Here is a 23,278-nt window from a genome sequence, read left to right on the forward strand (position 1 = left end):
CGATGCGCGTCCTGGTGATCGACAACTACGACTCGTTCGTCTTCAACCTGGTGCAGTACCTGGGCCAGCTCGGCGTGGACTGCGACGTGCGCCGCAACGACGAGATCGACGTCGCCGAGGTCGGCCGGCTGGACGCGGCGGGCGTCCTGCTCTCACCCGGTCCGGGCAGCCCGGACCGTGCGGGTATCTGCCTGGACGTCATCCGGGAGTACGCGGGCAAGCTGCCGATCTTCGGTGTCTGCCTCGGTCACCAGGCCATCGGGGAGGCGTTCGGTGCGACCGTCACCCGGGCCCCCGAGCTGCTGCACGGCAAGACCTCCGAGGTACGCCACCACTCCGTCGGCGTACTCGCCGGCCTGCCCGACCCGTTCACCGCCACCCGCTACCACTCACTGGCCGTCCTGCCCGAGACACTGCCGGACGAGCTGGAGGTCACCGGCTGGACCGGGTCCGGAGTGGTGATGGCGATGCGGCACCGGACGCTGCCCATCGAGGGTGTGCAGTTCCACCCGGAGTCGGTGCTCACCGAGGGCGGCCACCTGATGCTCGCCAACTGGCTCGCGAGCTGCGGTCACACCGAGGCGCTGGAGCGCGCGCCGGCGCTGGCCGCCGAGGTGGACGCCCGGCGGCTCGCCGCCTTCGCCACCTCCTGAACACCCGGTCAGCTTCTGAGGGCGTCCCGCACGGCCGGGTTCGCGGGTGACCGGACCGCGGGCGGCCGCTCCCGGAACGCGTCCCAGGCCGCCTTGCCGCTGGCCAGATAGTCCCGGACCGCCTTACCGGCGAGCATGACGGAACCGCACCCGTCGCAGCGGGCGGCCACCCCGTCGACGTCGAGGCCGAGGTGGCGGCAGAGCGTCACCGCCCGGGACAGGTGGTAGGACTGCGTCACGATCAGCGCGCGCTCGACGCCGTACACGTCCCGGGCGCGGACGCAGCTGTCGTACGTGTCCAGGCCGAACGGGTCCGCCACCACCCGTCCCGGGTCGACGCCGAGCCGCTCGGTCAGGTACGCGGTCATCACCGTCGGCTCGTCGCCGGAGGTGCCACCCCCGTCCCCGGACACCAACACCGCCCGCGCCCGCCCGGTACGCACCAGCTCGGCGGCGGTCTCCAGACGGCCGGCGAGGCGGTCACCCGGTTGCCGTCCGTCCGCTGCCGCCGCCGTGCCGAGGACGATCACGACGTCGGCGGCGGGCGCCCCCGCCTCATCGTGGGTGTGCCCGCGCGCGCCGAGCGTCGTCCACAGCCACGGGACGCTGCTCAGTGCCAGCACGACCACGCCCAGGACCGCCACGTGTCGCAGCCGCCGTCGCCAGCGACCCGCCGGTGGGCGGTCGTCGACGGGTGGCCGCAGGCCCCGCCCCGGGATGCGGACGGCTACTCCCCGTCCACCCGGAACGGCGGGATGATCGGCTGGCCCGTGCCGCCACCGCCGCCGGGCGTCGGCGTGCCGCTCGGCGTCGGCGTCGGCGACCCCGGTGGAGTGGGCGTCTCCTCGACCTCCTCCGGGATGCCGACCTCGATGATCACCGTCTTGCCCTGGGCCAGCTCGGTGCCGCCCTTCGGGTTCTGCCTCTGGACCCGGCCGGCCTCGGCGGCCGGCACTTCGTCGCCCTCACGGAAGCTGACCACGTAACCCGCTGCGCGGAGCTCGGCGGCGGCGTCGTCCTTCGTGGAGTTGACGACGTTGGGCACCTTGCTGACGTTGCCGCGCGAGACCTCGAGGGTGACCTTGCTGTCCTGGGCAACGGTGGACCCCGAGGGCGGGCTGACCTTGACGACGATGCCCTTCTGCGCGGGGTTGTCGACCGGCTTCTGTTCCACGGTCAGCCCCAACGCTTCGAGCTGGGGCGCGACGTTGTCGAACTGCGAGTTGACCAGACCCGGGGGGATCTTGACGTCGGGCTTGCCGTCGCAGATCTGGACGGTCACCGTGCTCTCCGACTTCAGCCGGGCCCCCGCCGCGGGATCCTGCTTGGCGACGGTGCCCTTCGTGCAGTCGTTGGCCAGGACAGGATCGCCGACCACCGGGTTGAAACCCGCGTTGCGGATCTCGGTGACCGCCGCGTCGCGCGTCTTGCCGGCGAGCGTCGGCACCGCCTTCAGGTCCTTGTCCTGCTGCTCACTCCATAGCAGCGCGGCGACCAGGGCGATCACCGCCAGCACGCCGACCGCGCTGAACAGGGCGATCAGCCAGGAGGACGCCTTGCGCTGGCGCGGGTCGCCGACCCGGGCCGGGATCTGCCGGGTCTGCTGCCCGGTGGCGGCCGGCGGGTAGCCGGCGGCACCGCCGCCGGCCGGGGCCATCGCCACCGTCTCCGCCTCGCGCAGCACCGGAGTGGCCAGCACCGGGCGGCCGGCGGCGGCACGCAGCAGGTCGGCGCGCATCTCACCGGCACTCTGGTAGCGGTTCAACGGGTTCTTCGACAGCGCCTTGAGCACGATCGCGTCGACCGCCGGAGTGACGTCCGGGTTGATGTCGCTCGGGGTCGGCGGAGTCTCCCGTACGTGCTGGTACGCGACGCTGACCGGGCTGTCACCCACGAACGGCGGGTGACCACAGACCAGCTCGAAGAGGACGCAGCCCGCCGCGTACACGTCGGAGCGGGCGTCCACGGCCTCACCGCGCGCCTGCTCCGGCGACAGGTACTGGGCCGTGCCGATGACCGCGCTGGTCTGCGTCATGGTCGTCGCGCCGCTGGCCAGCGCCCGGGCGATGCCGAAGTCCATCACCTTGACCTGACCGGTCTGGGTGAGCATGACGTTGCCCGGCTTGATGTCCCGGTGGATGATCCCGTGCCGGTGGCTGAACTCCAACGCCGCGCACATGTCGGCGCAGATCTCCAACGCACGGCGGGGCTGCAACCGGCCCTCGACGCCGAGGACCTCCTTCAACGTCCGTCCGTTGACGAACTCCATGACGATGAAGGGCAGCGTCTCGCCGGTCGGGGCGGTCTCCTCGCCGGTGTCGTAGACCGCCACGATCGCCGGGTGGTTGAGCGACGCCGCGTTCTGTGCCTCCCGGCGGAAGCGCATCTGGAACGTCGCGTCCCGGGCGAGGTCGGTACGGAGCATCTTGATCGCGACGTCCCGACCGAGCCGGAGGTCGCGACCGCGGTGCACCTCGGCCATGCCGCCGTAGCCGAGCAGCTCGCCGACCTGGTACCTGCCACCGAGCAGGCGGGCCTGCGCTGTCATCGCGTCTGTCGTCCTTCGCTCGTCGTCGTCCCGCCGTAACCCGGCCGGAGTCGTACCTCACGACGGTACGACGTCCGGGTCGCATCGTCGCGTCCGTCGAGCCGCAGCGCGCCGGACGTCACGGTCTGTGAAGTCGTCGCCCCGGACGTACCCGTCTGCGACGCCTTCCGCAGCTTGTAGGAAATCACGCCGGAGCAGAGCAGGACCAGTAAGGCCAGCAGGATGGCGACGAGCACCATCCCGGGCCGGGACCGGCTCGGCTCGGACGCCGGACCGGCCTGCCGGGCGTACGCCGGAGGGTGTTCCTGCCGGGTCTGTGCCGGCGGCACCGCCGCCGCGCCGCGCGGATAGCCGGCCTGGGCGACCGGCGGCCGGGCGTGCGGTACGGCCGGCGCGACCGCGGTGGGGCGGGGTTGTTGGGCCGGCGCGATCGCGGTCGGCCGCTGCCCGACGGGCGGCTGCCGGTGTGGCGCGCCCGGCGGGCGGAACTGCTGCGCCTGCGGCACCTGGGCCCGGCCCGGCGCGGCGGGCGAGGACGGCGCCCCGGAGATCGGCGCGGAGTGACCGCCGGCCCGGGCCTGCTGGGACAGTGCGGCCTTGAGCTGCCGGGCGACCGAGGCGAGGGCGGCGGCGCTCGGCCAGCGGGCGGCCGGGTCCTTGGCCAACGCCCGCTCGACGACCGCCCGGACCTGCGGCGGGATGTCGTTGGGCAGCGGGCGCGGCGTCTCGCGGACGTGCCGCATGGCGATGTCGAGCGGGTTGTCCCCCTCGAACGGTCGCCGGCCGGCGAGGCACTGGTAGGCGACCACACCGAGCGCGTACACGTCGGACGCCGGGGTGGCCACCTGCCCGGTGGCCTGCTCGGGCGAGATGTACGAGGCGGTGCCGAGCACCGAGCCGGCGGCGGTGAGTTGGCCGACGATGTCCGAGCGGGCGATGCCGAAGTCGGTCAGCACGAGCGTGCCGTTCGGCCGGACCAGCAGGTTGCCCGGCTTCACGTCGCGGTGCACGATGCCCTTCTCGTGCGCGGCGTGCAGCGCGTCCGCGGCCTGCGCGACGAGCGCCATGGTGCGGGCCGGGGTGAGCCGGCCGACCCGGCTGAGCGTGGAGGACAGGGCGTCGCCCTCGACGTACTCCATGACCAGGAACGCGATCTGCTGATCGTTGCCGAAGTCGTAGACGTCGACGACCCCGGGGTGGTTGATCGTGGCCATCGTCCGGGCCTCGCCCCGGAACCGCTCCGCGAAGTCCGGGTCGTCGAGCAACGCCGGGAGCAGGCTCTTCACCGCGACCGTCCGGCCGAGCACCTGGTCGGTGCCGCGCCAGACGTCGCCCATGCCGCCGCTGGCGATCCGCTCGTCGAGACGGTAGCGGTTGCCGAGCTGCACGCCGGGGCTGAGCATGTCAGCGGCCCCCTGGGTCGGCGATGGCGGCCCGCATGATCTGGCCACCGATCCGGGCCGCCTCGGCGCTGCCGCCGCTGCCGGCCTGCTCCAGTACGACACACACGGCCGAGACCGGGTTGCCGTTCTTGTCCAGCGCGAAGCCGATGAACCAGCCGTGGTCGGGGCGGTCCGGCGCGGACTGCGCCGTACCCGTCTTGCCGCCCACCGTGTAACCGCTGATCGCCGCCTTCTGGCCGGTGCCCTTCTGCACGACGCTGACCATCATGTCGCGCAGGTCGGAGGCGACCTGCGGCTCGACGGGCTGGCGCAGCTCCCGTGCCTTCGCGGTGTAGTAGCTGGTGGTCCGGTCCGGGGCGAGGAGCTGCCGGACCAGATACGGCCGCATCTGGCTGCCGCCGTTGGCGACCGCCCCGGCGATCATCGCGCCCTGCAACGGGGTCATCCGGACGTTGTTCTGGCCGATCGAGGACTGGGCGAGCGCGGCCGGGTCGGTACTGCCGTCCGGGTTCTGCATGTCGCCGGTCCGGCTGGCCGCCGTCCGCAGGCCGCCCTCGCCGAGCTGGCCGACGGTGAGGTCCTCCTGCTCGAAGCCGAACTGGCGGGCCTTCTCCTTGACCTTGTCCGCGCCGAGCCGTACGCCTAGCTGCGCGAAGCCCGTGTTGCAGGATTCGGTGACCGCCTCCTGGAGGGTGACCTGCGGCTCGGGGCAGATCGACGCTGCGGCGTTACGGATCGGGCTGCCCGAGGTGGGCGGCGTGTAGCTGGACCCGGCCGGGATCGGGGTCGACTTGGTCACGCCGTTCTCCAACGCCGCCGCCGCAACCACGATCTTGAAGGTGGAGCCCGGGGGCAGCGTCTCGGAGAGGGCGCGGTTCTTCAGCGGACCGTCCGGGTTCTGCTCCAGCTTGTTGATCTCCGCAGCCGCCGCCGTGGTGTCGTGGCTGACGAGCGGGTTCGGGTCGAAGCTGGGCATCGACACCAGGGCCTGCACCGCACCGGTACGCGGGTCGATGGCGATCGCCGCGCCCCTCTTCGCATCCACCTGGTTGTTGCGCATCTGGTCGTACGCCACGTCCTGCGCCCGCTTCGAGAGCGTGAGCAGCACGTTGCCGCCGGCGGTCTCGTCGCCGGTGAACATGTCCTTGAACCGGTCGCCGATCAACTGGTCGCTGGTGCCGGCCAGGAAGTCGTTCTCCAACTGCTCGATGCCGGTGTCGGCCAGGTTGACCGGCTTGTAGCCGAGCACATGGGCGTACTTGGCGCCGCCCGGGTAGGTGCGCTGGAACTTCAGCTTGCCGGTGGTCTCCTTGCTGGTCGCCAACGCGGTGCCGCCGGCCTCGATGTTGCCGCGCTTGCGCTTGTAGTCGGCGACCTGGACCCGACCGTTGTAGTCACTGGTGCGGTACTCATCAGCCTTGTACGCCTGGATCCAGTTCAGGTTCGCGAAGAGCAGACCGAACAGGACCATGACGACGACACCGACACGACGCAGGGGTGCGTTCACGGCTTGATCACCTCCGTGGGAGCACCGTGCAACTGCTCGGGCGGACCGCCCGCCGGCCGGGCCGCCTTGCCGGCGCCACCGGTCACCGGCCGCCGAGCCCCGTCGGAGACCCGCAGCAGGACCGCGATGAGCAGCCAGTTCGCCATCAGCGACGAGCCACCGGCGGACAGGAACGGCGTGGTCTGGCCGGTCAACGGGATCAGCTTGCTGATGCCGCCGACGATCACGAAGACCTGGAGGCCCAGGGTGAAGGCGAGACCGCCGGCGAGCAGCTTGCCGAACGAGTCACGGACCGCCAGCGCGGCGCGCAGACCCCGCTCCACGATCAGCAGGTAGACCACCAGCAGCGCGGAGAGACCGAAGAGGCCGATCTCCTCGCCGATGCCGGCAAAGATGAAGTCGTTCTGCACCTCGGGCAGGATGTCCGGCTGACCGCCGCCCGGTCCCGCGCCGAAGAGCCCGCCCGTGCCGAGGGCGAGCAGGCCCTGGACGAGCTGATAGCCCTTGTCGGTCGGGTCGGCGAACGGGTCCAGCCAGATCTCGGCGCGCACGTAGAAGTTGGCGAACGGCCCGCCGACCGTCGAACCGAGGACGTACGCGAGGTAGGCGCCACCGAAGAAGAGAAGCAGACCGATCAGCAGCCAACTGACCCGTTCGGTGGCGATGTAGAGGGTCACCACGAACATGCCGAAGTACAGCAGAGAGGTGCCGAGGTCCTTCTCGAAGACCAGCACCAGGAGGCTGATCAACCAGACCACGACCACCGGTCCGAGGTCCCGGCCGCGGGGGAAGTCGATACCGAGGAACCGCCGGCTCGCCAGTGAGAGCACCTCGCGCTTGCGCACCAGGTAGTACGCGAAGAAGACCAGCAGCGCCAGCTTGGCGAACTCACCCGGCTGGATCGAGAACCCGCCGAGACGGATCCACAGCTTGGCGCCGTTGATCTCGGACATGCTGCGCGGCAGCACCGCCGGGAGCATCACCAGCACGATGCCGGCGAGTCCCAGGGTGTACGCGTACCGGGACACCGAACGGTGGTCGCGCATGATCGCGAGCAGGCCCGCGGCGAGGATCACCGAGGCGAGCGTCCAGGCGAGCTGCCGGCCGCCGATGCCGGCGAACGTGGCCAGGTCCTCCCGGTCCACCGGCGCGGCCTCACCCAGGTCGATCCGGCGCAGGAAGCCCACGCCGAGACCGTTGAGCAGAGCCACCGCCGGCAGCAGAGCCGGATCGGCGAACGGGGCGAGGAACCGGATGACCAGGTGCAGGCCGAGGAAGACCGCCCCGAGCGCGGCGGCGGGCATCCAGAAATCCGGAGTGACCGTGTCCAGGAGGTTCGCCTCGACGGTCGCCATGTACGCGGCCACCAGCACCATGGCCAACAGCAGCAGGGACAGCTCGGCGTTGCGCCGGGACCGGGCCAGGCGTACGCCGGACTCCCCGCCCGTGGTGGCGGGCGAGGATGCCGGTGTGGCCGCTACGGTCACGGGTGGAGTCCTTGTGATCTCAGTCGACGCTCACTCAGGAGACCGGCAGCCGGCCGGGTCGAGCGCCGGCGGTGCCGAGTCGGAGGGCGTGGCGTCGGGTGCGGTGGTCGGATCGGTCCCGCCGGCGGTGACCGCCGTGGTCGGGCTCGCGCTGAGGACCCCGTTCACCGACGCGCTGGGGCTGGTGGCCGGCGTCGGGGACGTCACGGGCGGGGTCGGGGAAGGAGTGGGCGTGGGCGAGCCGGTCAACGCGCCCGGGTCGGGCGCGCAGAGCGGCTTCAGGTTCGGGTTGGTCGGCGTGTCGCTGGTCAGCTCCGCGAGCTGCCGTTCGGCGTCCGGCTCGCTCTTGGCGCGGATGCCCACCTTGACCGTGTCCTGGGCGGCGACGGTGAGGTCGTCCAACCGGGTGCCGCTGGTGCGGTGCACGGTGGACAGGTCCATCCCGGCGATCTGCCCCTGGATGCCGCGGAAGACGGCGACCTGGCCCTCCTCGGTGGCGCCCACGTAGTACTGGCGCTGGGTGTACGTCCAGCCGGCGAAGAGTCCGCCGCCGAGGATCACCAGAAGGGCCACGGCCATGGCGGTGGCGCGTACCGGCCGGCGCTTGCGCGGTTCCGGCTCGTCGTCCGCGGCGGCGGGCTCCTCCGGCGCGGCGGGGCGCGGCGCGGAGAGCGCCGAGGCCCGGGCGGCCGGGGTCGAGTCGTCGGCGGAGGTGGCCATGCCCCGGTCCCGGGCGGCGGCACCGCCGACGATCGGGGTCGCCTCGACGATGTCGTGGTCGGTGGCATCGGCGATGATCACCGTGATGTTGTCCGGGCCGCCGCCGCGCAGCGCGAGCTGCACCAGCCGCTCGACGCACTGCTGCGGATCGGTGTACTCGCGCAGGGTCTCGCCGATGGTCTCGGCGCTCACCACACCCGAGAGGCCGTCGCTGCAGATCAGGTAGCGGTCACCGGGGAGCACCTGGCGCACCGAGTACTCCGGGTCGATGTCCCGGCCGTCCAGCGCGCGGGTCAGCAGCGACCGCTGTGGGTGGCTGCTGGCCTCCTCGGCGCTGATCCGGCCCTCGTCGACGAGCATCTGGACGTACGTGTCGTCCTTGGTGATCTGTGCGAACTCACCGTTGCGCAGCAGATAGGCCCGCGAGTCACCGATGTGGACCATCCCCAGCTTGCTGCCGGAGAAGAGGGTCGCCGTCAGTGTGGTGCCCATCCCCTCCAACTGCGGGTTGGCGTCCACCGTGTCGCGGAGCTGTTGGTTGGCGGTGCCCACGGCCGAACGCAGCGCGTCGACGAGGGCGTCCCCAGGGACATCCTCGTCGAGCGGCGCCATGGCACCGATGACGATGTTGCTGGCGACGTCACCGGCGGCCATGCCGCCCATGCCGTCGGCAACGGCGAGTAGCCGCGGCCCGGCGTAGACGGAGTCTTGATTGCCGTCACGGATCAGACCGCGGTCGCTGTGGGCCGCATAGCGCAGGGTCAGAGTCATGGCCGTAATTCGAGGGAAGTGCGGCCGATCCGGATCGGCACGCCGAGGGGTACGGGGGTTGGTCCGGTGACCTTAGCGCGATCCAGGTACGTGCCGTTAGTCGAGCCGAGATCCTCGACGAACCACTGACCCTCGCGCGGTAGGAGTCTCGCGTGCCGCGCGGAGGCGTAGTCGTCGGTGATGACCAGGGTGGAGTCCTCGGCCCGACCGATGGTGATCTGCGCTTCACCGAGGGTGATGCGGGTGCCGGCCAACTGACCGGCGGTGACCACCAGCTGGTGGGCCGCCCTACCTCGCTTCGCCTTCGCCGGTTTGGCCGCCTGCCCCGTCGAGGCGCCAACCGCGCGCGGTGCCGCCACCAGGCGACCGGATCGGGCTCCCGCGAAGAGATCTCGGCGGATCACGCCGACCACCGTGAACACGAAGATCCACAGCAGGATCAGGAACCCGAACCGGGCAACGGTGATGACCAGTGCCGGCAAGGCGGCTCAGCCGTCCACGCGGAAGGTCAGCGTCGTGGTGCCGAGCTGGACCATGTCACCGGGGTTCAGCGCGACGGCGGAGACCCGCTGCCCGTTGACCATGGTGCCGTTGGTGGAACCCAGATCGGTCAGCACAACCTGGCCGCCGTCGAAATCCAGTCGGGCGTGTCGCCGGGAGATACCGACGTCGGGCAGGCGCAGGTTCGCCTGGTCGCCGCGACCGATCACCGTCGACCCCATTTGGAGGGGGTAGGTGCGTCCGTCACCGGAGACCAGCCGCACGTTGCGACCGCCACCGTGCCCGGGCGGCGGGCCGTAGCCGCCACCCTGGTCGTACGCGGGGTAGGCGGGCGGACCGGCGTCGTAGCCGGGCGCCGACACCGGGGCGACCTCGCCACCGGTGTAGACCTCGGCGGTGACGCGGAACATTCCCGTGTCCAGGCCCTCGCCCCGCTCGATCTCCACGATCACGTCGCCGTAGACCGTCCAGGCCTGCTCGCCGATGAACTCCGCCTGCGACTGGGCCAGCTCCTGGGCCAGTGCGGCGGCGTACGGCGCCAGACGACTGTGGTCGAACGGCGAGAGATCGATCACGTAGCGGTTGGGCACCAACGTGCGCCCACCGGCCAGGATCGCCTTGTGCGCCTCGGCCTCCCGCTGCATGGCGTTGAGGATCTCCACGGGGTGGACCACCCCTTTGAAGACCTTGGCGAAAGCCCCTTCGACCAGGCCTTCCAGACGCTTCTCGAAGCGTTGCAGCACGCTCACCGGCTCCTCCTCGGGTCCCGAGGACATGATGGTATCCGGCCGGCGCGCGCGCAGCTCACACGCCGCTCGGCCGCCTGCTCCCGGCCCGTTCGGAAGGACCGGGACCGCCGTGCTAATCTTTCGTCCGCCACGAACGGTAACCGCTCGTGGCGAGCGTCTGGGACAGCGTAGTATTCCCGGGGCCTGTTGGAGACAGCGGGTTCGGGCGGCTAGAGTGTCCCGGGTCGTGCCACGGGGATGTGGCGGAATGGCAGACGCGCACGGTTCAGGTCCGTGTGCCCGAAAGGGCGTGGGGGTTCAACTCCCCCCATCCCCACCAAAAGGCGAGGGCTCCGCTTGATGCGGGGCCCTTCCGTCATATCGGGGCGTGCCGGACGTCACGCTATGCTCCGATGGTTTCTGCCTCCGATGGACCAGGAGTGGCGTGTGAGTGTCGCGTTGGTGACCGGGTCGGGCGGTCTGATCGGCTCCGAGGCGGTCCGGCACTTCGCCGGCCTCGGTCTGGACGTCGTCGGCATCGACAACGACATGCGCCGGTACTTCTTCGGAGAGGACGGCTCCACCTCGTGGAGCCTGGAGCGGCTCGGCCGCGACCTCGGTAGTGCCTACACCCACTACGCCGTGGACATCCGGGACCGGGACGGCCTGGAGCAGGTGTTCAAGAAGTACGGCTCGGACATCGCCGTGGTGATCCACAGCGCTGCCCAGCCCAGCCACGACTGGGCGGCCAAGGAGCCGTACACGGACTTCGACGTGAACGCCGGTGGCACGCTCAACATGCTGGAGAACACCCGCCAGCACGCGATCGACGCGGCGTTCATCCACTGCTCGACCAACAAGGTGTACGGCGACCGGCCCAACAGCCTGCCGCTGCTCGAGCTGGAGACCCGGTACGAGCTGCCCGAGGACCACCGCTGGTACGAGGGCATCACCGAGGAGATGTCGATCGACCACTCACTGCACTCGGTCTTCGGCGCCTCGAAGGTGGCCGCGGACGTGATGGTGCAGGAGTACGGCCGCTACTTCGACATGAAGACCGCCTGTTTCCGGGGCGGCACCCTGACCGGCCCGGCCCACTCGGCCGCCGAGCTGCACGGATTCCTGGCGTACCTGATGCGCTGCGTGATGGAGGGTCGGACGTACAACCTGTTCGGCTACAAGGGCAAGATGGTCCGCGACGCGATCCACTCGCACGACGTGCTGACCGCGTTCGAGGCGTTCTTCCGGGCACCCCGCTCGGCCGAGGTCTACAACCTCGGTGGCGGCCGGCACTCCAACACCTCCCACATCGAGGCGTTCGCGATCGCCCAGGAGATCACCGGCCGTGAGGCGCGGATCAACTACGTCGAGCAGAACCGCACCGGCGACCACCAGTGGTACGTGAGCAGCATGGCCCGGTTCGAGGCGCAGTACCCGGACTGGAAGATCACGTACGACGTGCCGACGATCCTGCGGGAGATCTACGAGGCGAACGTGGACAAGTGGGTGCCGCAGCCATGACTCCCCAGACCAAGCGCAACGTGCTCGGCGTCCTCGTCGACGCCACCGACTACGCCTCGGCGACCGACGCGGTGGTGACCGCGGCGCACGAGCGACGGCCTCTCGCGCTGACGGCGCTGGCCGTGCACGGCGTGATGACCGGGGTGCTCGATCCGGCGCACAACGCCCGGTTGAACTCCTTCGACGTGGTCACCCCCGACGGGCAGCCGGTGCGCTGGGCGCTCAACCTGCTGCACGGCGCCGGGCTCACCGACCGGGTCTACGGGCCGACGCTGACCCTGCACGTGCTCTCCCGGTTCGCCGACGAGGGGTTGCCCGTCTACCTGTACGGCTCGACCGAGGAGACGCTGGCGAAGCTGATCCCGGCGTTGGAGCGGATGTTCCCGGCCCTGAAGATCGCCGGGGTGGAGCCGTCGAAGTTCCGCGCGGTCCAGCCGGGCGAGGACGCCGAGATCGCCGACCGGATCCGGTCCAGCGGCGCCCGGCTGGTCCTGGTCGGGCTCGGCTGCCCGCGCCAGGAGGTCTTCACGTACGCCATGCGCCCGCTGCTGGACATGCCGATGATGGCGGTCGGCGCCGCGTTCGACTACCACGCCGGGCTGCTGCGCCAGCCGCCGCCGTGGATGCAGCGCGCCGGCCTGGAGTGGTTCTGGCGGCTCGGGCTGGAGCCCAAGCGGCTGTGGCGTCGCTACGTGATCCTCAACCCCGCGTATCTGGCCCGGCTCGCCGGCCAGAAGACCGGCCTGTGGAAGGCGCGCCCGCCGGCCCCGGCGACCGAGCGGCCGGCGACCTTCGCGGTCTAGGACGACACGAGGCCCCACCGGGATCGTCCGGATGGGGCCTCGTCCCTGGGGAACAGGTCAGACGGTCAGGGTCCAGCTGTTGATGTAGCCGGTGTCCGCCGAGTAGGTGTCGCGCACCTGGAGCCGCCAGGTGCCGTCCGCCGCCTCGCCGGACAGGTTGACCGAGTACGTGGCGATCACGTTGTCGGCGCTGTCCGAGGTGCTGCTGTTCTTCAGCCGGTACGAGCTGCCGTCCGGGGCGAGCAGGTCGATGACCAGGTCACCGCGGAAGGTATGCACGATGTTCACCGCCACCGTGGAGGCCGAGGAGGCGTTGCGCCCACAGCCGGAGATGGTGACCGAGCTGGTCACCGCCGCGCCGGCGTCCGGGATCGAGACGTCGGTGCCGTTGGTGCCGGTGCAGCCGGTGGGCGGCGGGGTGGTGCCGCCGCTGCCCACGTAGAGCAGCAGGTTCGGTGAGCCCGAGCCGACATTGCTGATCACGTTCGGGGTGGCGTTGGACACCAGCTGGTTGCGTACCTGAGCCGGGGTCCAGCTCGGGTTCGTGCTCGCCACCAGGGCCGCCGCTCCGACGACGTGCGGCGTGGCCATCGAGGTGCCGCTGATCGTGTTGGTCGCGGTGTTGCTGGTGTACCAGGCCGAGGTGATCGACGAGCCGGGCGCGAAGATGTCCAGGCAGGTGCCGATGTTGGAGAACGACGAGCGGGCGTCCGAGCTGGTCGTGGAGCCGACCGTGATCGCCTCCGTGGTCCGCGCCGGCGAGGTGTTGCAGGCGTTCGCGCCGTTGTCGTTGCCGGCCGCGAGGCCGTACGTCACACCGGAGGCGATCGAGTTGCGGACGGCGGTGTCCAGCGAGCTGTTCGCCCCGCCGCCGAGGCTCATGTTCGCCACGGCCGGCTTGATCGCGTTCTGGGTGACCCAGTCGACGCCGGCGATCACACCGGCGTTGGTGCCGCTGCCGGAGCAGTTCAGCACGCGTACGCCGACGAGCTGGACGCCCTTCGCGACCCCGTACGTCGAGCCGCCCACAGTGCCGGCGACGTGCGTGCCGTGCCCGTTGCAGTCGTCGGCCGAACCGCCGTCCACGGCGTCGTAGCCGGAGGTGGCCCGGCCGCCGAAGTCGTTGTGGGAGAAGCGGATGCCGGTGTCGATGATGTAGGCGTGCACGTTGCTCGCCGTGTTCGGGTACGTGTAGGAGCTGTCCAGCGGCAGGTTGCGCTGGTCGATGCGGTCGAGGCCCCAGGAGGGCGGGTTGGCCTGCGTTCCGGAGATGGACACGGTGTGGTTCTGCTCGACGTACGCGACAGCCGGGTCGGCGGCGATCCGTGCCGCTGCCGTCGCGCTGACGGTGACCTCGAAGCCCCGCAGCGCGGTGCCGTAGGTGCGCGCGACCTTTCCGCCGTGCCGGCCGGTCAGCCGTTGCGCGGTGTCGCCGACCTGGTTGGGCGCCACCGTGCCGTCCTTGAGGACGACGATGTAGCTGTCCGGCACGGCGGTGGCTCCGCCCGCCTCCCGTACGACGCCCACCGGCTCGGCGGCCAGAGCCGGGGCACCGACGGCCAGCACGGTCGCGGTAGCCATCCCGACCAGTGCGGACCTGCGTGGAAGACCCATCTCCCTACCTCCCTCCAACCGGCGGTGAAGCGCGACCACCGGCACTTTCAATCGACGCTTGCCGATTTCGCTGAGAGTAGGTCCGCCGACCCGACAGATGAACATGTCGAAACGTCCATCACCTGGATGGGATGCCCCTACGGGCCCGACCTCCGGGGCCAACGGGGGTCCGGCCCGGATTCGCCGCGCCGATGAACGGGAAAGACTCTCCGACATGGAGAGTCAGCTCACCATCCTGTTGCCGGTCGCCGCCGTCTGGCTGGCCGCCGGGGTCCTGGCCGACCGACTGCCCCGGCTGCGCGATGCGCGTGCGCTCCGTCGCCGTACCGGATGGTTGCTGGCGCTCGCGCTGGTCGGCCTCGCGCTGATCGCGGCGGTGGCCGTCGGCGGCCTGTCGAGCGCCGGCGCCGCGCCGATCGATCGTGCCGCCGCCGGGCTCGCCCTCGCCACCTGCCCGGCGCTCGTGGTCGCCGTCTGCTCCATACGCCGAATCCGCCGGCTGCGGGCCGGGGCCGGCGCGTTCGACAGCGCACCCGGCACACCCGCCCCGCACGGGCTGCGGGCCGCTGCGGCCCATCCGCTCGTCGGCATTCCGTTGCAGGTCACCGCCCTGGCGACACTTCCGGCGGTGATCGCGGCAGCCGGCACGGACCTCGGCGCCGAGCCCGGGATCACCGGCCCGGCGATCACCGTCGGCGCCCTCACGGTGGCGACCATCGCCGTCCGGCACGCGCTGCGGCACAGCCGGTTCATCGAGCGGGCGCAGCCGACCCCCGCCGCGCGGTCAACGCGAGCGGCCGGCCCCCTGCACGTATAGGAGCTCCAGGATCGCCCGGGTCGCCTCGAACCAGCGGTCCAGCCAGCCGGGCGGCGGCACGCTGCCCTTCGGCGGCAACTCCAGCAGCAGACCACGCAGCAACGGGTGGTCGGCCAGCGAACTGGTGGGCTCGATCGGCCAACCGTCCGGGGGAAACGACGGCTCGACCAGCGGGTTCGGGTCCAGTGACGGCAGCGAGAGGGGCGGATCCATCGGCTCCGGGTCCGACACCTCCCGCCCGTCCAACTCCTGGTCGGTCGAGACCACCTCGGTCAGTACGGTGTCTCGACGCGCCCCGCGGTACTTGCCACCGAAGCGCTCCGGCTTGGCCGGACCGTTGGTGAGGTTCTCTGAACCGATCGTCGTCATCCGTCTCGCCTGCCTCGCTCGGTTTGCGGATCGGTGCGGCGGGTCGTCGACCAGGCCGTACCGACGGGTTCAACGACGCGAGCCCGCTGTGGCGACGGGAATCCCGGCGGAACCTGGCAGCGGTCGGGACCGCGGAGTGCGGACACGGAACGTCCCCGCCCGGTCGAGGACCGGACGGGGACGTTCATCGACCACTCGGTCAGGCCGAGCCCAACACACCACCCCTGGCTCCGGCAACGAAGGCACGCCAGTCGCCGGGCGCGAAGACCAGGGCCGGACCGGCCTTGTCCTTCGAGTCCCGGACGCCGACCGCACCGGTCACGTACGCCACTTCCACGCAGTTGTCGCAGTTGGGCCCGCTCTTCGAGCTCTTGAACCACGTCGCCTGCGTCAGGTCCACGGGGAACCTCTTGGTCGCCATTTCGGCTCCTCTGCCAGTTTTGCGATGTGTGCGACGGACTCCTCCGGACGAATGGCCGCAGCGCGGATGTGATCGAAGATGAAGCTGTACTTCTGCAGTTCGTCGCTCTTCTCGAGGAAGAGCCCACCCGTGGCGTTCTCCGCGTACACAACATCCGGATCACCGGGCTCAGGGAAGCTGAGGATCGTGAAGGTGCCGTCCATGCCGGCGTGCGCACCCACCTCGAAGGGGAGGATCTGGAGCGTCACGTTCGGCAACTCGGCCACCTCGACCAACCGCCTGAGTTGGCCGCGCATCACCTCGTCCCCGCCCACCGGCCGACTTACCACCGCCTCATCGAGCACCACCCACAGATCGACCGGATCGTCCTGGGTCAACAACGACTGACGGCCCAGACGGACACGCACCCTTTGATGTACCTGATCGGCGGTGAAGTCCGGACGGGCGGCGCGGATCATCGCCCCGGCGTACTCCTCGGTCTCCAACAGGCCGGGGACGACCTGCTGTTCGTACGCCCGGATGGAGCTGGCCGCCGCCTCCAGGCCGACGTACGCCCCGACCAGCACCGTGCTGTACGGGTGCCACCAGCCCTTCTGCCGGGCCTCCCGGGCGATCTGCACGAGTTCGTCGCTCTCGGCGCCCACGACGCCGTAGATCCGCAGCATGTCCCGCACGTCGCGCGGGGTGGCCGTGGTGTGGCCCGTCTCGATCCGGGAGACCTTGGACGCCGAGCACTCCAACTGCTCGGCCACCACCTCGATGGTGATCCCCGCCGACTCCCGCTGCCGGCGCAGCTCGGCGCCGAGCCGTCGCCGTCTGATCGTCGGGCTGCGCCGTTCACTCATCGCGCGGCCTCGGCACTTCTGGCCATCGCCACTGGTTGCTCGACCCCACTCTCGGGCTACCTCCGGTCGACGCGCCCACTGGTTGCCGCTCGCCGGGGGCGCGACCGTCGGCCGGCGAGCGTTCGCGACGAGGGGTGGTGCCGGTCATCGGCCGGCCGCGACGGGCGAAACCGGCCCTCAGTGTGCCGCCCACACGCGGATCGCTTCAAGCGCCGCTTTGCGTGGCGAACTCACGTATCGGCAAAAGTCGACGTGCAACTTGCATGAAGCACGTCGCTGATGCACTCTGTCCGTATGGCTCGGATCACTCAGCGTTCCGGTCCGCTCTCCAGGAGTGGTGAACCCACTGACTCCGGGCAGCCGGACGGAGCGCGGGCCCGGCCAGCGACACCCGGACCTGCGCCGGGGTAATGACCCCACCGCTGCAAGCCAGCTGACTGCGGCGGTGGGCGCGGTTCCCGGCAGCAGTCAGGTGATGGTCGGGTGGCGGCACGCCACCAGCGGGTACGGCCCGACCACCACCAGCACCAGACGGTCCACGAGGCGCGATCCCGCAACCGGGCCGAGACATCCCAGACCAGTCACCGCCGGCACGCCCGCCGGCTTACCCTCCCCAGGAGCCCATGTGCTTCCCCGCTCCGGTGACGTTCTGCACGTGACTCGCGCGGCGAGTGTCCAGTTCCTCAGGCCGATCATGTTCCGGGTGATCCGGGTGCTCGACTGGCCGACCTACGACGGTTGGCTCTGGCTCGACGGCTACGAGCTCAACGCCGCCGGCGACGCCGTCAACCGCCGGTCGATCTTCGTACAGCGGGAAGGGCTGCAACAGGTGCAGGCCGCGCCGGTGCCCCGCCCGCACACCGTACGGACCCGGCGACCGGTCACCCGTACGCCGGTCAGAGTCGGCTGACCAGCGCGATCCGCCGCGGGTAGGCGTGCCGTCGCCATAGAATCGGTACGCCCACCCCGGCACCGTTCCACCCGCACGTCCAGGACCCTGAGCCTGGGATGGTCATGGTCAATCAGCCCGCCGTGCGGCGGCACCACCGCTGGAGTATCACCTACGCTCTCGGACTGCTCGCCCTCCTCGGGGCCCTGACCATGGTCGTGGTCCTGGTCCACGATCCGGCGTCGTCGTCCACCCGGCTGGCCGTTCCGGTACCGGCGCCGGAGATCACCGTGGCCGGCTCCGATCCACCCGTCGACGAGTACGGCTGGATCGGCGCCGACACCTCCGACGGGTACGCCGGGGCGGACGACACGACCGGCCCGGCCACCGGTTCCGGCGCTGGCGGTCAGGCCGACGGCCAGCAGGGACTCGCCGAGCCGACGTCGGGCGGCCACCACAGCACGGACGTACGCCGGTCGCTCTTCTGGTCCGGGGTATTCGGCCTCACCATCTCGCTCGCCGGCCTCGGCCTCGTCGGCACCCGTCGACGCAGGTGGTGAGGACCGGTCACGGCGTGGCCGTCGCCGTCGGACTCGGGCTGGTCGAGCTGCCGCTCGGCGACGGCCGGTCCTGGGAGATCACCACCAGCACCTCCCGGTCGGTCGGCACCAGGGTGCCGGCCTCCGGATCGGTCCGCACCACCGTGCCCGGTGGTAGTTCGGACGGGCGGTACACCACGCGGTAGCTCACACCCAGTCGCTCCAGCAGTCCTTCGGCGGTGGACTGCGGGAGACCGGTCAGCGGCGGCACCGGTATCTGCGCCTCCTCGGTGGTGGCCGCCGGGCTGCTCGGCGTCGCGCTGGTGGGCGCCGCCGACGTCGGCGCGCTGCTGCTCGGCGCGGCGGTGACGCTGGTCGGGGGGACGGACGGCGTGGCCGGGTCGTCGGCGTCGTCCTCCCGCGCGCTCAAGACCACCCACAGGGCCGCACCGAGCAGGGCGGCGAACAACAACGCGAGTACGCCCCAGAGGATCGGCAGCCACCACCGACGGCCGCCCTGCTCCTCCGAGTACCAGTCAGTGGACGGCTCGGCCGGTCGAGGTGCCCGCACCTCGGCCCGCCCCGACCACGACGGTGGCGTCGAGCGCTCCGCCGGCATCCGCGCCGTCCGGTCAGACGCGGACGCAGGCGCGGTCCGGTCGATGGGCATCGTCTCGTCCGGCGAAGCGCCACCACCGGACGAGACCCGGTCGATGGGCATCGTCTCGTCGGGCGACGCGGTCGGTTGTGGGCGGTCGCCGCCGGTGGGCGGCAGAGGGCGCGTGCGGTCGTCGTCCGCTGACCCGGCGGGCGGCTCCTGGCGGTCGTCGCTCATCGCACGTCCCTTCCCGAACCGGGCGGGCGTGCCCTGGCCCTCAACGTCAACCTAACCGCCCAGGTCGACATCGGCCGGTATCGGTGGCACGAACCGCGTGCCGCCGGCGGGTCGGAGCCGCTCGGCAGGCAGGTCGGGTCAGGGAGTGGGCTTCGCGGTCGGCTGGCTCGGTGGGGCCGCCGCGCCGCACCAGATGCTGACCTCGTCGTTCCAGCGCGCCGGGCCGTCCTCGGCCGGTTCCTGCCGACTGACCTTTCCACTGCGCCCGCTCTGGTAACGCGGGTAGAGCCCCTCTTCGACCAACTCGTCCGCTGCCTTGGCGCAGTCGTCGCCGACCACGTCCGGCACTTCGGCGGCGGGCGGTGGCCCGGCGATCTGCAGTTGAACCGTGGTACCCCGGGTCACCGGGGTGCCCACCGCCGGCGAGGCGCTCTCCACCGTGCGTCCGGTGCCGCTGCCGAAGACCAGCCGCCAACCCAACCGCTGTTTGCGCAGCATCTCGCGCGCCTGGAGGAAGTCGCTCCCGACCACCGGGGGTACGGTCAGCCCGGTCCCCTTCGTCGCGGAGGCGGTCGTGCGGGGAGCGGACGGGGTGGTCCGACCGGTGGTCGGCCGAGACGAGGTGGCCTCCCCGGTCGGTGTACCCGCCGTGGTGGCGACCGCTTGCGGGGTCGCCGGTGACTCGTCGTCCTCGCCGGCCAGCAGCCAACCGCCGGTCGCGCCGACCACGGCGAGGAGCACCGCGACCAGTCCGCCACCGAGCAGCACGCCAGCTCGGCGGCCGTCACCGCCGTCCCGGCCGCCGGAAGATTCCTGCCGACCCGTGTTCGCGTCCGTCATACCGTCCACCGCCTCATCACCGGCGACCGTACCGTTCGCCGCCCACCACGTTTCGCCGACGGTCCGTACCGGCGGGTCGCTGCGACTCGCCGCGCCGACGACGGGACGTTACGCTGCCCGGCATGGCCAGACGGGGCTGGGGAGTATCGATCGCGACGGCGGTCGGGGTCGCTGCCGGCGCAGGCGCCGCGCAACTGGGCTTCGGCTATGGGCTCGGCGTCATCACCTGGACGCCCACCGAGGCCGGCGCCAACGGCACGGCCTGGGCCGACGGCCTCGCCTGGGCCACCTGGCTCGCCGCCAGCTCCACTGTGCTGGGAGCCGTCTGCGCGCAGCGACTGCACCAGCGCGCGGCACCCACGCCGACGACCGGCGCCCTACGGGCGGACGAGGCTGACCGGCCGCAGTCGCCGGCGCTCACGCCGGGCCAACCGGCCCGGGCCGAGGACGCCGACGTGACGCAGGATCGGCCAGTCATCGATCCGCCGGATCGGCCGGTCGTCGAGCGGGCCGAACCGGTGCCCCTCGATCATCCCGGTCTGCTCCGCCGGCTGTCCCTGGCGCTCGGTGCCGGGCTCGGTGGACTGGTCACCGTACTGCTGGTCGCCGTACCGGCCCGGGTCGCCGCGGGCGCCGACACCGGCACCCCGCAGCGGGTCGCGGCCCTGCACGCGGCGCTGGGAATCCTGATCGGCGTCCTCGTCGCGCTCTGGGCGCTGCGCTCCCGCACGGTCGCGGTGAACATCACCGCGACGGCCGCCTGGCTGTGGCTGCTCGCCGTGGTCTCGGTCATCGACGGTGTACGCGTCGGACGCGGGCTGACCGGCGCCCAACTCGGCACCTGGCAGCTCGACCCGGACCACGGGCGGTACTGGATCGGAGGCCAGATCTACTGGCCCGGGGCGCTGCTGGCGCTCGTACCCGCGCTTCTGATCGGCGCCCTCGCCGCCCGCGGCGCCGCGCGTCCGGGCGGACACCGGGTGGGCGCGGCGGCCTCCGGTGCGGCCGGCCCGCTGCTCGTCGCGCTCGCCTACCTGACCACCGTGCCGAGGTGGGCAGCCCCCGGCCCGGCACAGTTCTCGACCCAGCTCATCGCCCCGTACGCGGTGATCGCCGGTGTCGGCGGCTCGATACTTGTCGCCCGACTCGCCGAGAGGGCCGGTCACCAACGCGCCGCCGATCGCCGACCGACCGTCCCGGCCGCCGGTCCGGACGCCGCCTCGACGGGTACGTCGGCGAACCCCGAGTCGGGTGACGTGTCCGACCCGACGACGACCGCTTCGACCGGCCCCCGCGAACCGGCGTCGACCCCTGCGGTCGGCTCACGCAGCTCGACGTCGACCTCTCCGGCGGACTTCACCCGGGCCGGAGGGCTCCCGACCGATCGGACGACGCCCACGAGAGAGGGCGTGGCGGACGCCGGGCGGCCCGGACGCCGCGCCCGCTCGGTAACCGACGCCGCAGCCGGCACGGTAACCCGACGCGGCAGGACGCCGTCGGCACCGACAAGCCCACGCGAGGACCAGCCAACCGAGGCGACCACGACCTCACCCCGCGTCCCGGCCCCCCGCCCCAACCCCGACGCCGCACCCCCAACCGACGCCGCACCCTCAACCGACGCCCCCACCGCGTCCCGAGCCCGCCCACCCCGCCGCCCCACCACCTGACCTCACCGCCACCTACCTGTTGATCAAGAGGTTTGCGTCATCAGCAGCGCGATTCCTGACGCGAACCTCTTGATCAACAAGGCAGGGTGCGAGGCCCTTCGGGGGGTGGGGTGGGGTGGTTATTGGACGGGCCAGGTGTGGACTGGTTCGTTGGTGCGTTGGAGTTCCGCGTAGCGCTTGACCATGTGGTGCAGGGCTGCCGGCCGCTCCATGCCGTGGTGGTGCTCCGCCGCCCAGACCGCCTCGGTCTGCCAGACGGAGCCGTTGCGACCGGTACGGCAGCGCTGCTCGATGATGCCGAGCAGCCGGTCCCGTTGCGCCGGCGCGACGCCGAAGCCGTCCAGTCCGGTCGCGGCGACGGGCAGCAACTGATCGAGTACGAGCTTGGTGACCGGCACGTCACCGACCCCGGGCCAGTGCAGCACGGCGTCCAGACCACGGCGGGCCGCCGAGTGGAAGTTCTCCTCGGCCGAGGAGAAGGTGAGCTGACTCCAGATCGGCCGGTCGGCCTCGGCCAGACCACGCACCAGTCCGAAGTAGAAGGCCGCGTTGGCCAGCATGTCCACCACGGTGGGACCAGCGGGCAGCACCCGGTTCTCCACCCGCAGGTGCGGGCGGCCGTTCATGATGTCGTAGACCGGGCGGTTCCAGCGGTAGACCGTGCCATTGTGCAGCCGCAGCTCGCTCAGTTGGGGCACCCCGCCGGCGTGCAGCACCTCCACCGGGTCCTCGTCCTCGCAGATCGGCAGCAGTGGTGGGAAGTACCGGACGTTCTCCTCGAACAAGTCGAAGATCGAGGTGATCCACCGCTCGCCGAACCAGACCCGGGGGCGTACGCCCTGGGCCTTGAGTTCTTCCGGACGAGTGTCGGTGGCCTGCTTGAACAGTGCGATCCGGGTCTCGGCCCAGAGTTGACGGCCGTAGAGGAAGGGCGAGTTCGCCCCCACCGCCACCTGCACTCCGGCGATGGCCTGGGACGCGTTCCAGTAGTCGGCGAAGCTGTCCGGCGCGACCTGGAGGTGGAACTGGAGACTCGTGCAGGCCGCCTCGGGGGCGATCGAGTCGGTGTGCGTCCGCAACTGCTCGACGCCACGGATGTCGAGTTCGATGGCCTCGCCCCGAGCGCCGACGATCTGGTCGTTGAGGACCCGGTAGCGCTCGTTGGTGGAGAGGTTGTCCTCGACCAGGTGCCCCTCGGTGAGAGTGGGCAGGATGCCGACCAGGACGATCTTCGCGTCGGACCTGGCGGCACGCTCGTCGGCCCGGGAGAGGCTGCTGCGCAGGTCGTGCTCGTAGTCGGCGAAACCGGCGCCCTCGATCAGCCGGGGCTCGGCGTTCAATTCCAGGTTGAACTGCCCCAGCTCGGTCTGGAAGAGCGGATCGGCGATCTCGGCGAGGATCTCCTCGTTGCGCATCGCCGGCTCGGCCGCCGAGTCGACCAGGTTCAGCTCGATCTCGAGGCCGGTCATCGGCCGGTCGGCGTCGAACCCGAAGTCGTCGAGCATCAGGGCGAAGACGTCGAGGCACCGCCGGACCTTCTGCCGGTAGCGGACGCGGTCCTCCCGGGTGAAGGCGCCCTGCGAGACGTCCCTGCCCATGTGTCCTCCCGACAACCGGCGCGGTCGGGATTCTGCCGTCCCGGAAGCGCATTGTGAACCATCAACGGTAAGAGCGCTCGCCTGGCCGGGGCCAGAGGCCGACGACGGGTGATCCGACGCCGGCCGGATGGATTCGCTCGTGGCGCCATCTCTACCCCGTCGCCGGCACGTCGGACCTAACGGAGGCAAGAACAAGTCGTGA

22 protein-coding genes and 1 tRNA gene are annotated in these 23,278 nt (G+C 71.3%); 8 read left to right on the forward strand and 15 right to left on the reverse strand.

Annotated features, from left to right (window positions below; translation table 11 throughout):
- The first annotated feature begins 2 nt into the window (after positions 1–2).
- Positions 3–653, forward strand: coding sequence for an aminodeoxychorismate/anthranilate synthase component II (locus tag ABZ272_RS04645; protein ID WP_355048510.1), 651 nt, complete (start codon positions 3–5; stop codon positions 651–653).
- 8 nt (positions 654–661) lie between these two features.
- Here the strand turns inward: ABZ272_RS04645 and ABZ272_RS04650 are convergent, their stop codons facing one another.
- The 8 genes from ABZ272_RS04650 to ABZ272_RS04685 all read right to left on the reverse strand — a co-directional run bounded on the left by ABZ272_RS04650 (position 662) and on the right by ABZ272_RS04685 (position 10,366).
- A complete protein-coding gene (locus ABZ272_RS04650) occupies positions 662–1,297 on the reverse strand; it encodes an ElyC/SanA/YdcF family protein (RefSeq protein WP_355048511.1) in 636 nt (211 codons plus the stop codon).
- An 83-nt stretch (positions 1,298–1,380) separates the two neighbouring features.
- Positions 1,381–3,201, reverse strand: a complete 1,821-nt coding sequence (gene pknB, locus ABZ272_RS04655; protein WP_355048512.1) for a Stk1 family PASTA domain-containing Ser/Thr kinase — start codon at positions 3,199–3,201, stop codon at positions 1,381–1,383.
- Complete coding sequence (locus ABZ272_RS04660; RefSeq protein WP_355048513.1) at positions 3,198–4,604, reverse strand: protein kinase; 1,407 nt, start codon at positions 4,602–4,604, stop codon at positions 3,198–3,200. Before ABZ272_RS04660 ends, pknB begins: the two co-directional genes overlap by 4 nt.
- Position 4,605: 1 nt before the next feature.
- Positions 4,606–6,111, reverse strand: a complete 1,506-nt coding sequence (locus ABZ272_RS04665) for a penicillin-binding transpeptidase domain-containing protein (protein WP_355048514.1) — start codon at positions 6,109–6,111, stop codon at positions 4,606–4,608.
- Complete coding sequence (locus ABZ272_RS04670; protein ID WP_355048515.1) at positions 6,108–7,598, reverse strand: FtsW/RodA/SpoVE family cell cycle protein; 1,491 nt, start codon at positions 7,596–7,598, stop codon at positions 6,108–6,110. Before ABZ272_RS04670 ends, ABZ272_RS04665 begins: the two co-directional genes overlap by 4 nt.
- A 30-nt stretch (positions 7,599–7,628) precedes the next feature.
- Positions 7,629–9,089 (reverse strand): PP2C family serine/threonine-protein phosphatase, encoded by a 1,461-nt coding sequence (locus ABZ272_RS04675; RefSeq protein ID WP_355048516.1) that lies wholly within the window; start codon positions 9,087–9,089, stop codon positions 7,629–7,631.
- On the reverse strand, positions 9,086–9,571 hold the full coding sequence (locus ABZ272_RS04680) for an FHA domain-containing protein (protein WP_355048517.1): 486 nt from the start codon (positions 9,569–9,571) through the stop codon (positions 9,086–9,088). The genes ABZ272_RS04675 and ABZ272_RS04680 overlap by 4 nt, the downstream gene beginning before the upstream one ends.
- 6 nt (positions 9,572–9,577) lie before the next feature.
- Positions 9,578–10,366 carry a DUF3662 and FHA domain-containing protein gene (locus ABZ272_RS04685; protein WP_007454122.1) on the reverse strand — a complete coding sequence of 263 codons (789 nt, stop codon included), beginning with the start codon at positions 10,364–10,366 and terminating at the stop codon, positions 9,578–9,580.
- 206 nt (positions 10,367–10,572) lie between these two features.
- Here ABZ272_RS04685 and ABZ272_RS04690 point away from each other — a divergent pair.
- The 3 genes from ABZ272_RS04690 to ABZ272_RS04700 all read left to right on the forward strand — a co-directional run bounded on the left by ABZ272_RS04690 (position 10,573) and on the right by ABZ272_RS04700 (position 12,642).
- A tRNA-Leu gene (locus ABZ272_RS04690) sits at positions 10,573–10,658 on the forward strand.
- A gap of 65 nt (positions 10,659–10,723) precedes the next feature.
- Positions 10,724–11,839: an NAD-dependent epimerase/dehydratase family protein gene (locus ABZ272_RS04695; protein ID WP_355048518.1), complete on the forward strand. Its 1,116-nt coding sequence runs from the start codon at positions 10,724–10,726 to the stop codon at positions 11,837–11,839.
- Complete coding sequence (locus ABZ272_RS04700; protein ID WP_355048519.1) at positions 11,836–12,642, forward strand: WecB/TagA/CpsF family glycosyltransferase; 807 nt, start codon at positions 11,836–11,838, stop codon at positions 12,640–12,642. Before ABZ272_RS04695 ends, ABZ272_RS04700 begins: the two co-directional genes overlap by 4 nt.
- Before the next feature lie 57 nt (positions 12,643–12,699).
- Here ABZ272_RS04700 and ABZ272_RS04705 read toward each other — a convergent pair whose 3' ends face one another.
- Positions 12,700–14,256, reverse strand: a complete 1,557-nt coding sequence (locus ABZ272_RS04705) for a S8 family serine peptidase (RefSeq protein WP_355048520.1) — start codon at positions 14,254–14,256, stop codon at positions 12,700–12,702.
- Positions 14,257–14,470: 214 nt separating this feature from the next.
- On the opposite strand from ABZ272_RS04705, the gene ABZ272_RS04710 reads away from it, so the two are divergent.
- Positions 14,471–15,073 carry a hypothetical protein gene (locus ABZ272_RS04710; protein ID WP_355048521.1) on the forward strand — a complete coding sequence of 201 codons (603 nt, stop codon included), beginning with the start codon at positions 14,471–14,473 and terminating at the stop codon, positions 15,071–15,073.
- Here ABZ272_RS04710 and ABZ272_RS04715 read toward each other — a convergent pair.
- From ABZ272_RS04715 to ABZ272_RS04725, 3 genes are all read right to left on the reverse strand, one after another.
- Positions 15,041–15,442, reverse strand: coding sequence for a hypothetical protein (locus ABZ272_RS04715; protein WP_355048522.1), 402 nt, complete (start codon positions 15,440–15,442; stop codon positions 15,041–15,043). The genes ABZ272_RS04710 and ABZ272_RS04715 overlap by 33 nt on opposite strands.
- Positions 15,443–15,641: 199 nt before the next feature.
- On the reverse strand, positions 15,642–15,863 hold the full coding sequence (locus ABZ272_RS04720) for a DUF397 domain-containing protein (protein ID WP_355048523.1): 222 nt from the start codon (positions 15,861–15,863) through the stop codon (positions 15,642–15,644).
- A complete protein-coding gene (locus ABZ272_RS04725; RefSeq protein WP_234584497.1) occupies positions 15,833–16,708 on the reverse strand; it encodes a helix-turn-helix transcriptional regulator in 876 nt (291 codons plus the stop codon). Before ABZ272_RS04725 ends, ABZ272_RS04720 begins: the two co-directional genes overlap by 31 nt.
- 625 nt (positions 16,709–17,333) lie before the next feature.
- Here ABZ272_RS04725 and ABZ272_RS04730 point away from each other — a divergent pair.
- Together ABZ272_RS04730 and ABZ272_RS04735 are read left to right on the forward strand one after the other, a co-directional pair.
- Positions 17,334–17,618, forward strand: coding sequence for a hypothetical protein (locus ABZ272_RS04730; RefSeq protein ID WP_355048524.1), 285 nt, complete (start codon positions 17,334–17,336; stop codon positions 17,616–17,618).
- Positions 17,619–17,716: 98 nt separating this feature from the next.
- Positions 17,717–18,157 (forward strand): hypothetical protein, encoded by a 441-nt coding sequence (locus ABZ272_RS04735; protein WP_355048525.1) that lies wholly within the window; start codon positions 17,717–17,719, stop codon positions 18,155–18,157.
- A 7-nt stretch (positions 18,158–18,164) separates the two neighbouring features.
- Here the strand turns inward: ABZ272_RS04735 and ABZ272_RS04740 are convergent, their stop codons facing one another.
- Both ABZ272_RS04740 and ABZ272_RS04745 read right to left on the reverse strand, forming a co-directional pair.
- Positions 18,165–18,971: a PASTA domain-containing protein gene (locus ABZ272_RS04740; protein ID WP_355048526.1), complete on the reverse strand. Its 807-nt coding sequence runs from the start codon at positions 18,969–18,971 to the stop codon at positions 18,165–18,167.
- 138 nt (positions 18,972–19,109) lie between these two features.
- On the reverse strand, positions 19,110–19,811 hold the full coding sequence (locus tag ABZ272_RS04745; RefSeq protein WP_355048527.1) for a PASTA domain-containing protein: 702 nt from the start codon (positions 19,809–19,811) through the stop codon (positions 19,110–19,112).
- Between the two features lie 122 nt (positions 19,812–19,933).
- Between ABZ272_RS04745 and ABZ272_RS04750 the strand changes: the two genes are divergently transcribed.
- The gene (locus ABZ272_RS04750; protein ID WP_355048528.1) at positions 19,934–21,478 is read left to right on the forward strand and encodes a hypothetical protein; all 1,545 of its coding nucleotides are present in this window, start codon (positions 19,934–19,936) and stop codon (positions 21,476–21,478) included.
- A gap of 119 nt (positions 21,479–21,597) precedes the next feature.
- On the opposite strand, the gene ABZ272_RS04755 is transcribed toward ABZ272_RS04750, so the two are convergent.
- The gene (locus tag ABZ272_RS04755; protein ID WP_355048529.1) at positions 21,598–23,076 is read right to left on the reverse strand and encodes a glutamate--cysteine ligase; all 1,479 of its coding nucleotides are present in this window, start codon (positions 23,074–23,076) and stop codon (positions 21,598–21,600) included.
- Positions 23,077–23,278 lie beyond the last annotated feature (202 nt).

The sequence above is a fragment of the Micromonospora sp. NPDC005979 genome, from assembly GCF_040614415.1.
Lineage (GTDB): Bacteria > Actinomycetota > Actinomycetes > Mycobacteriales > Micromonosporaceae > Micromonospora.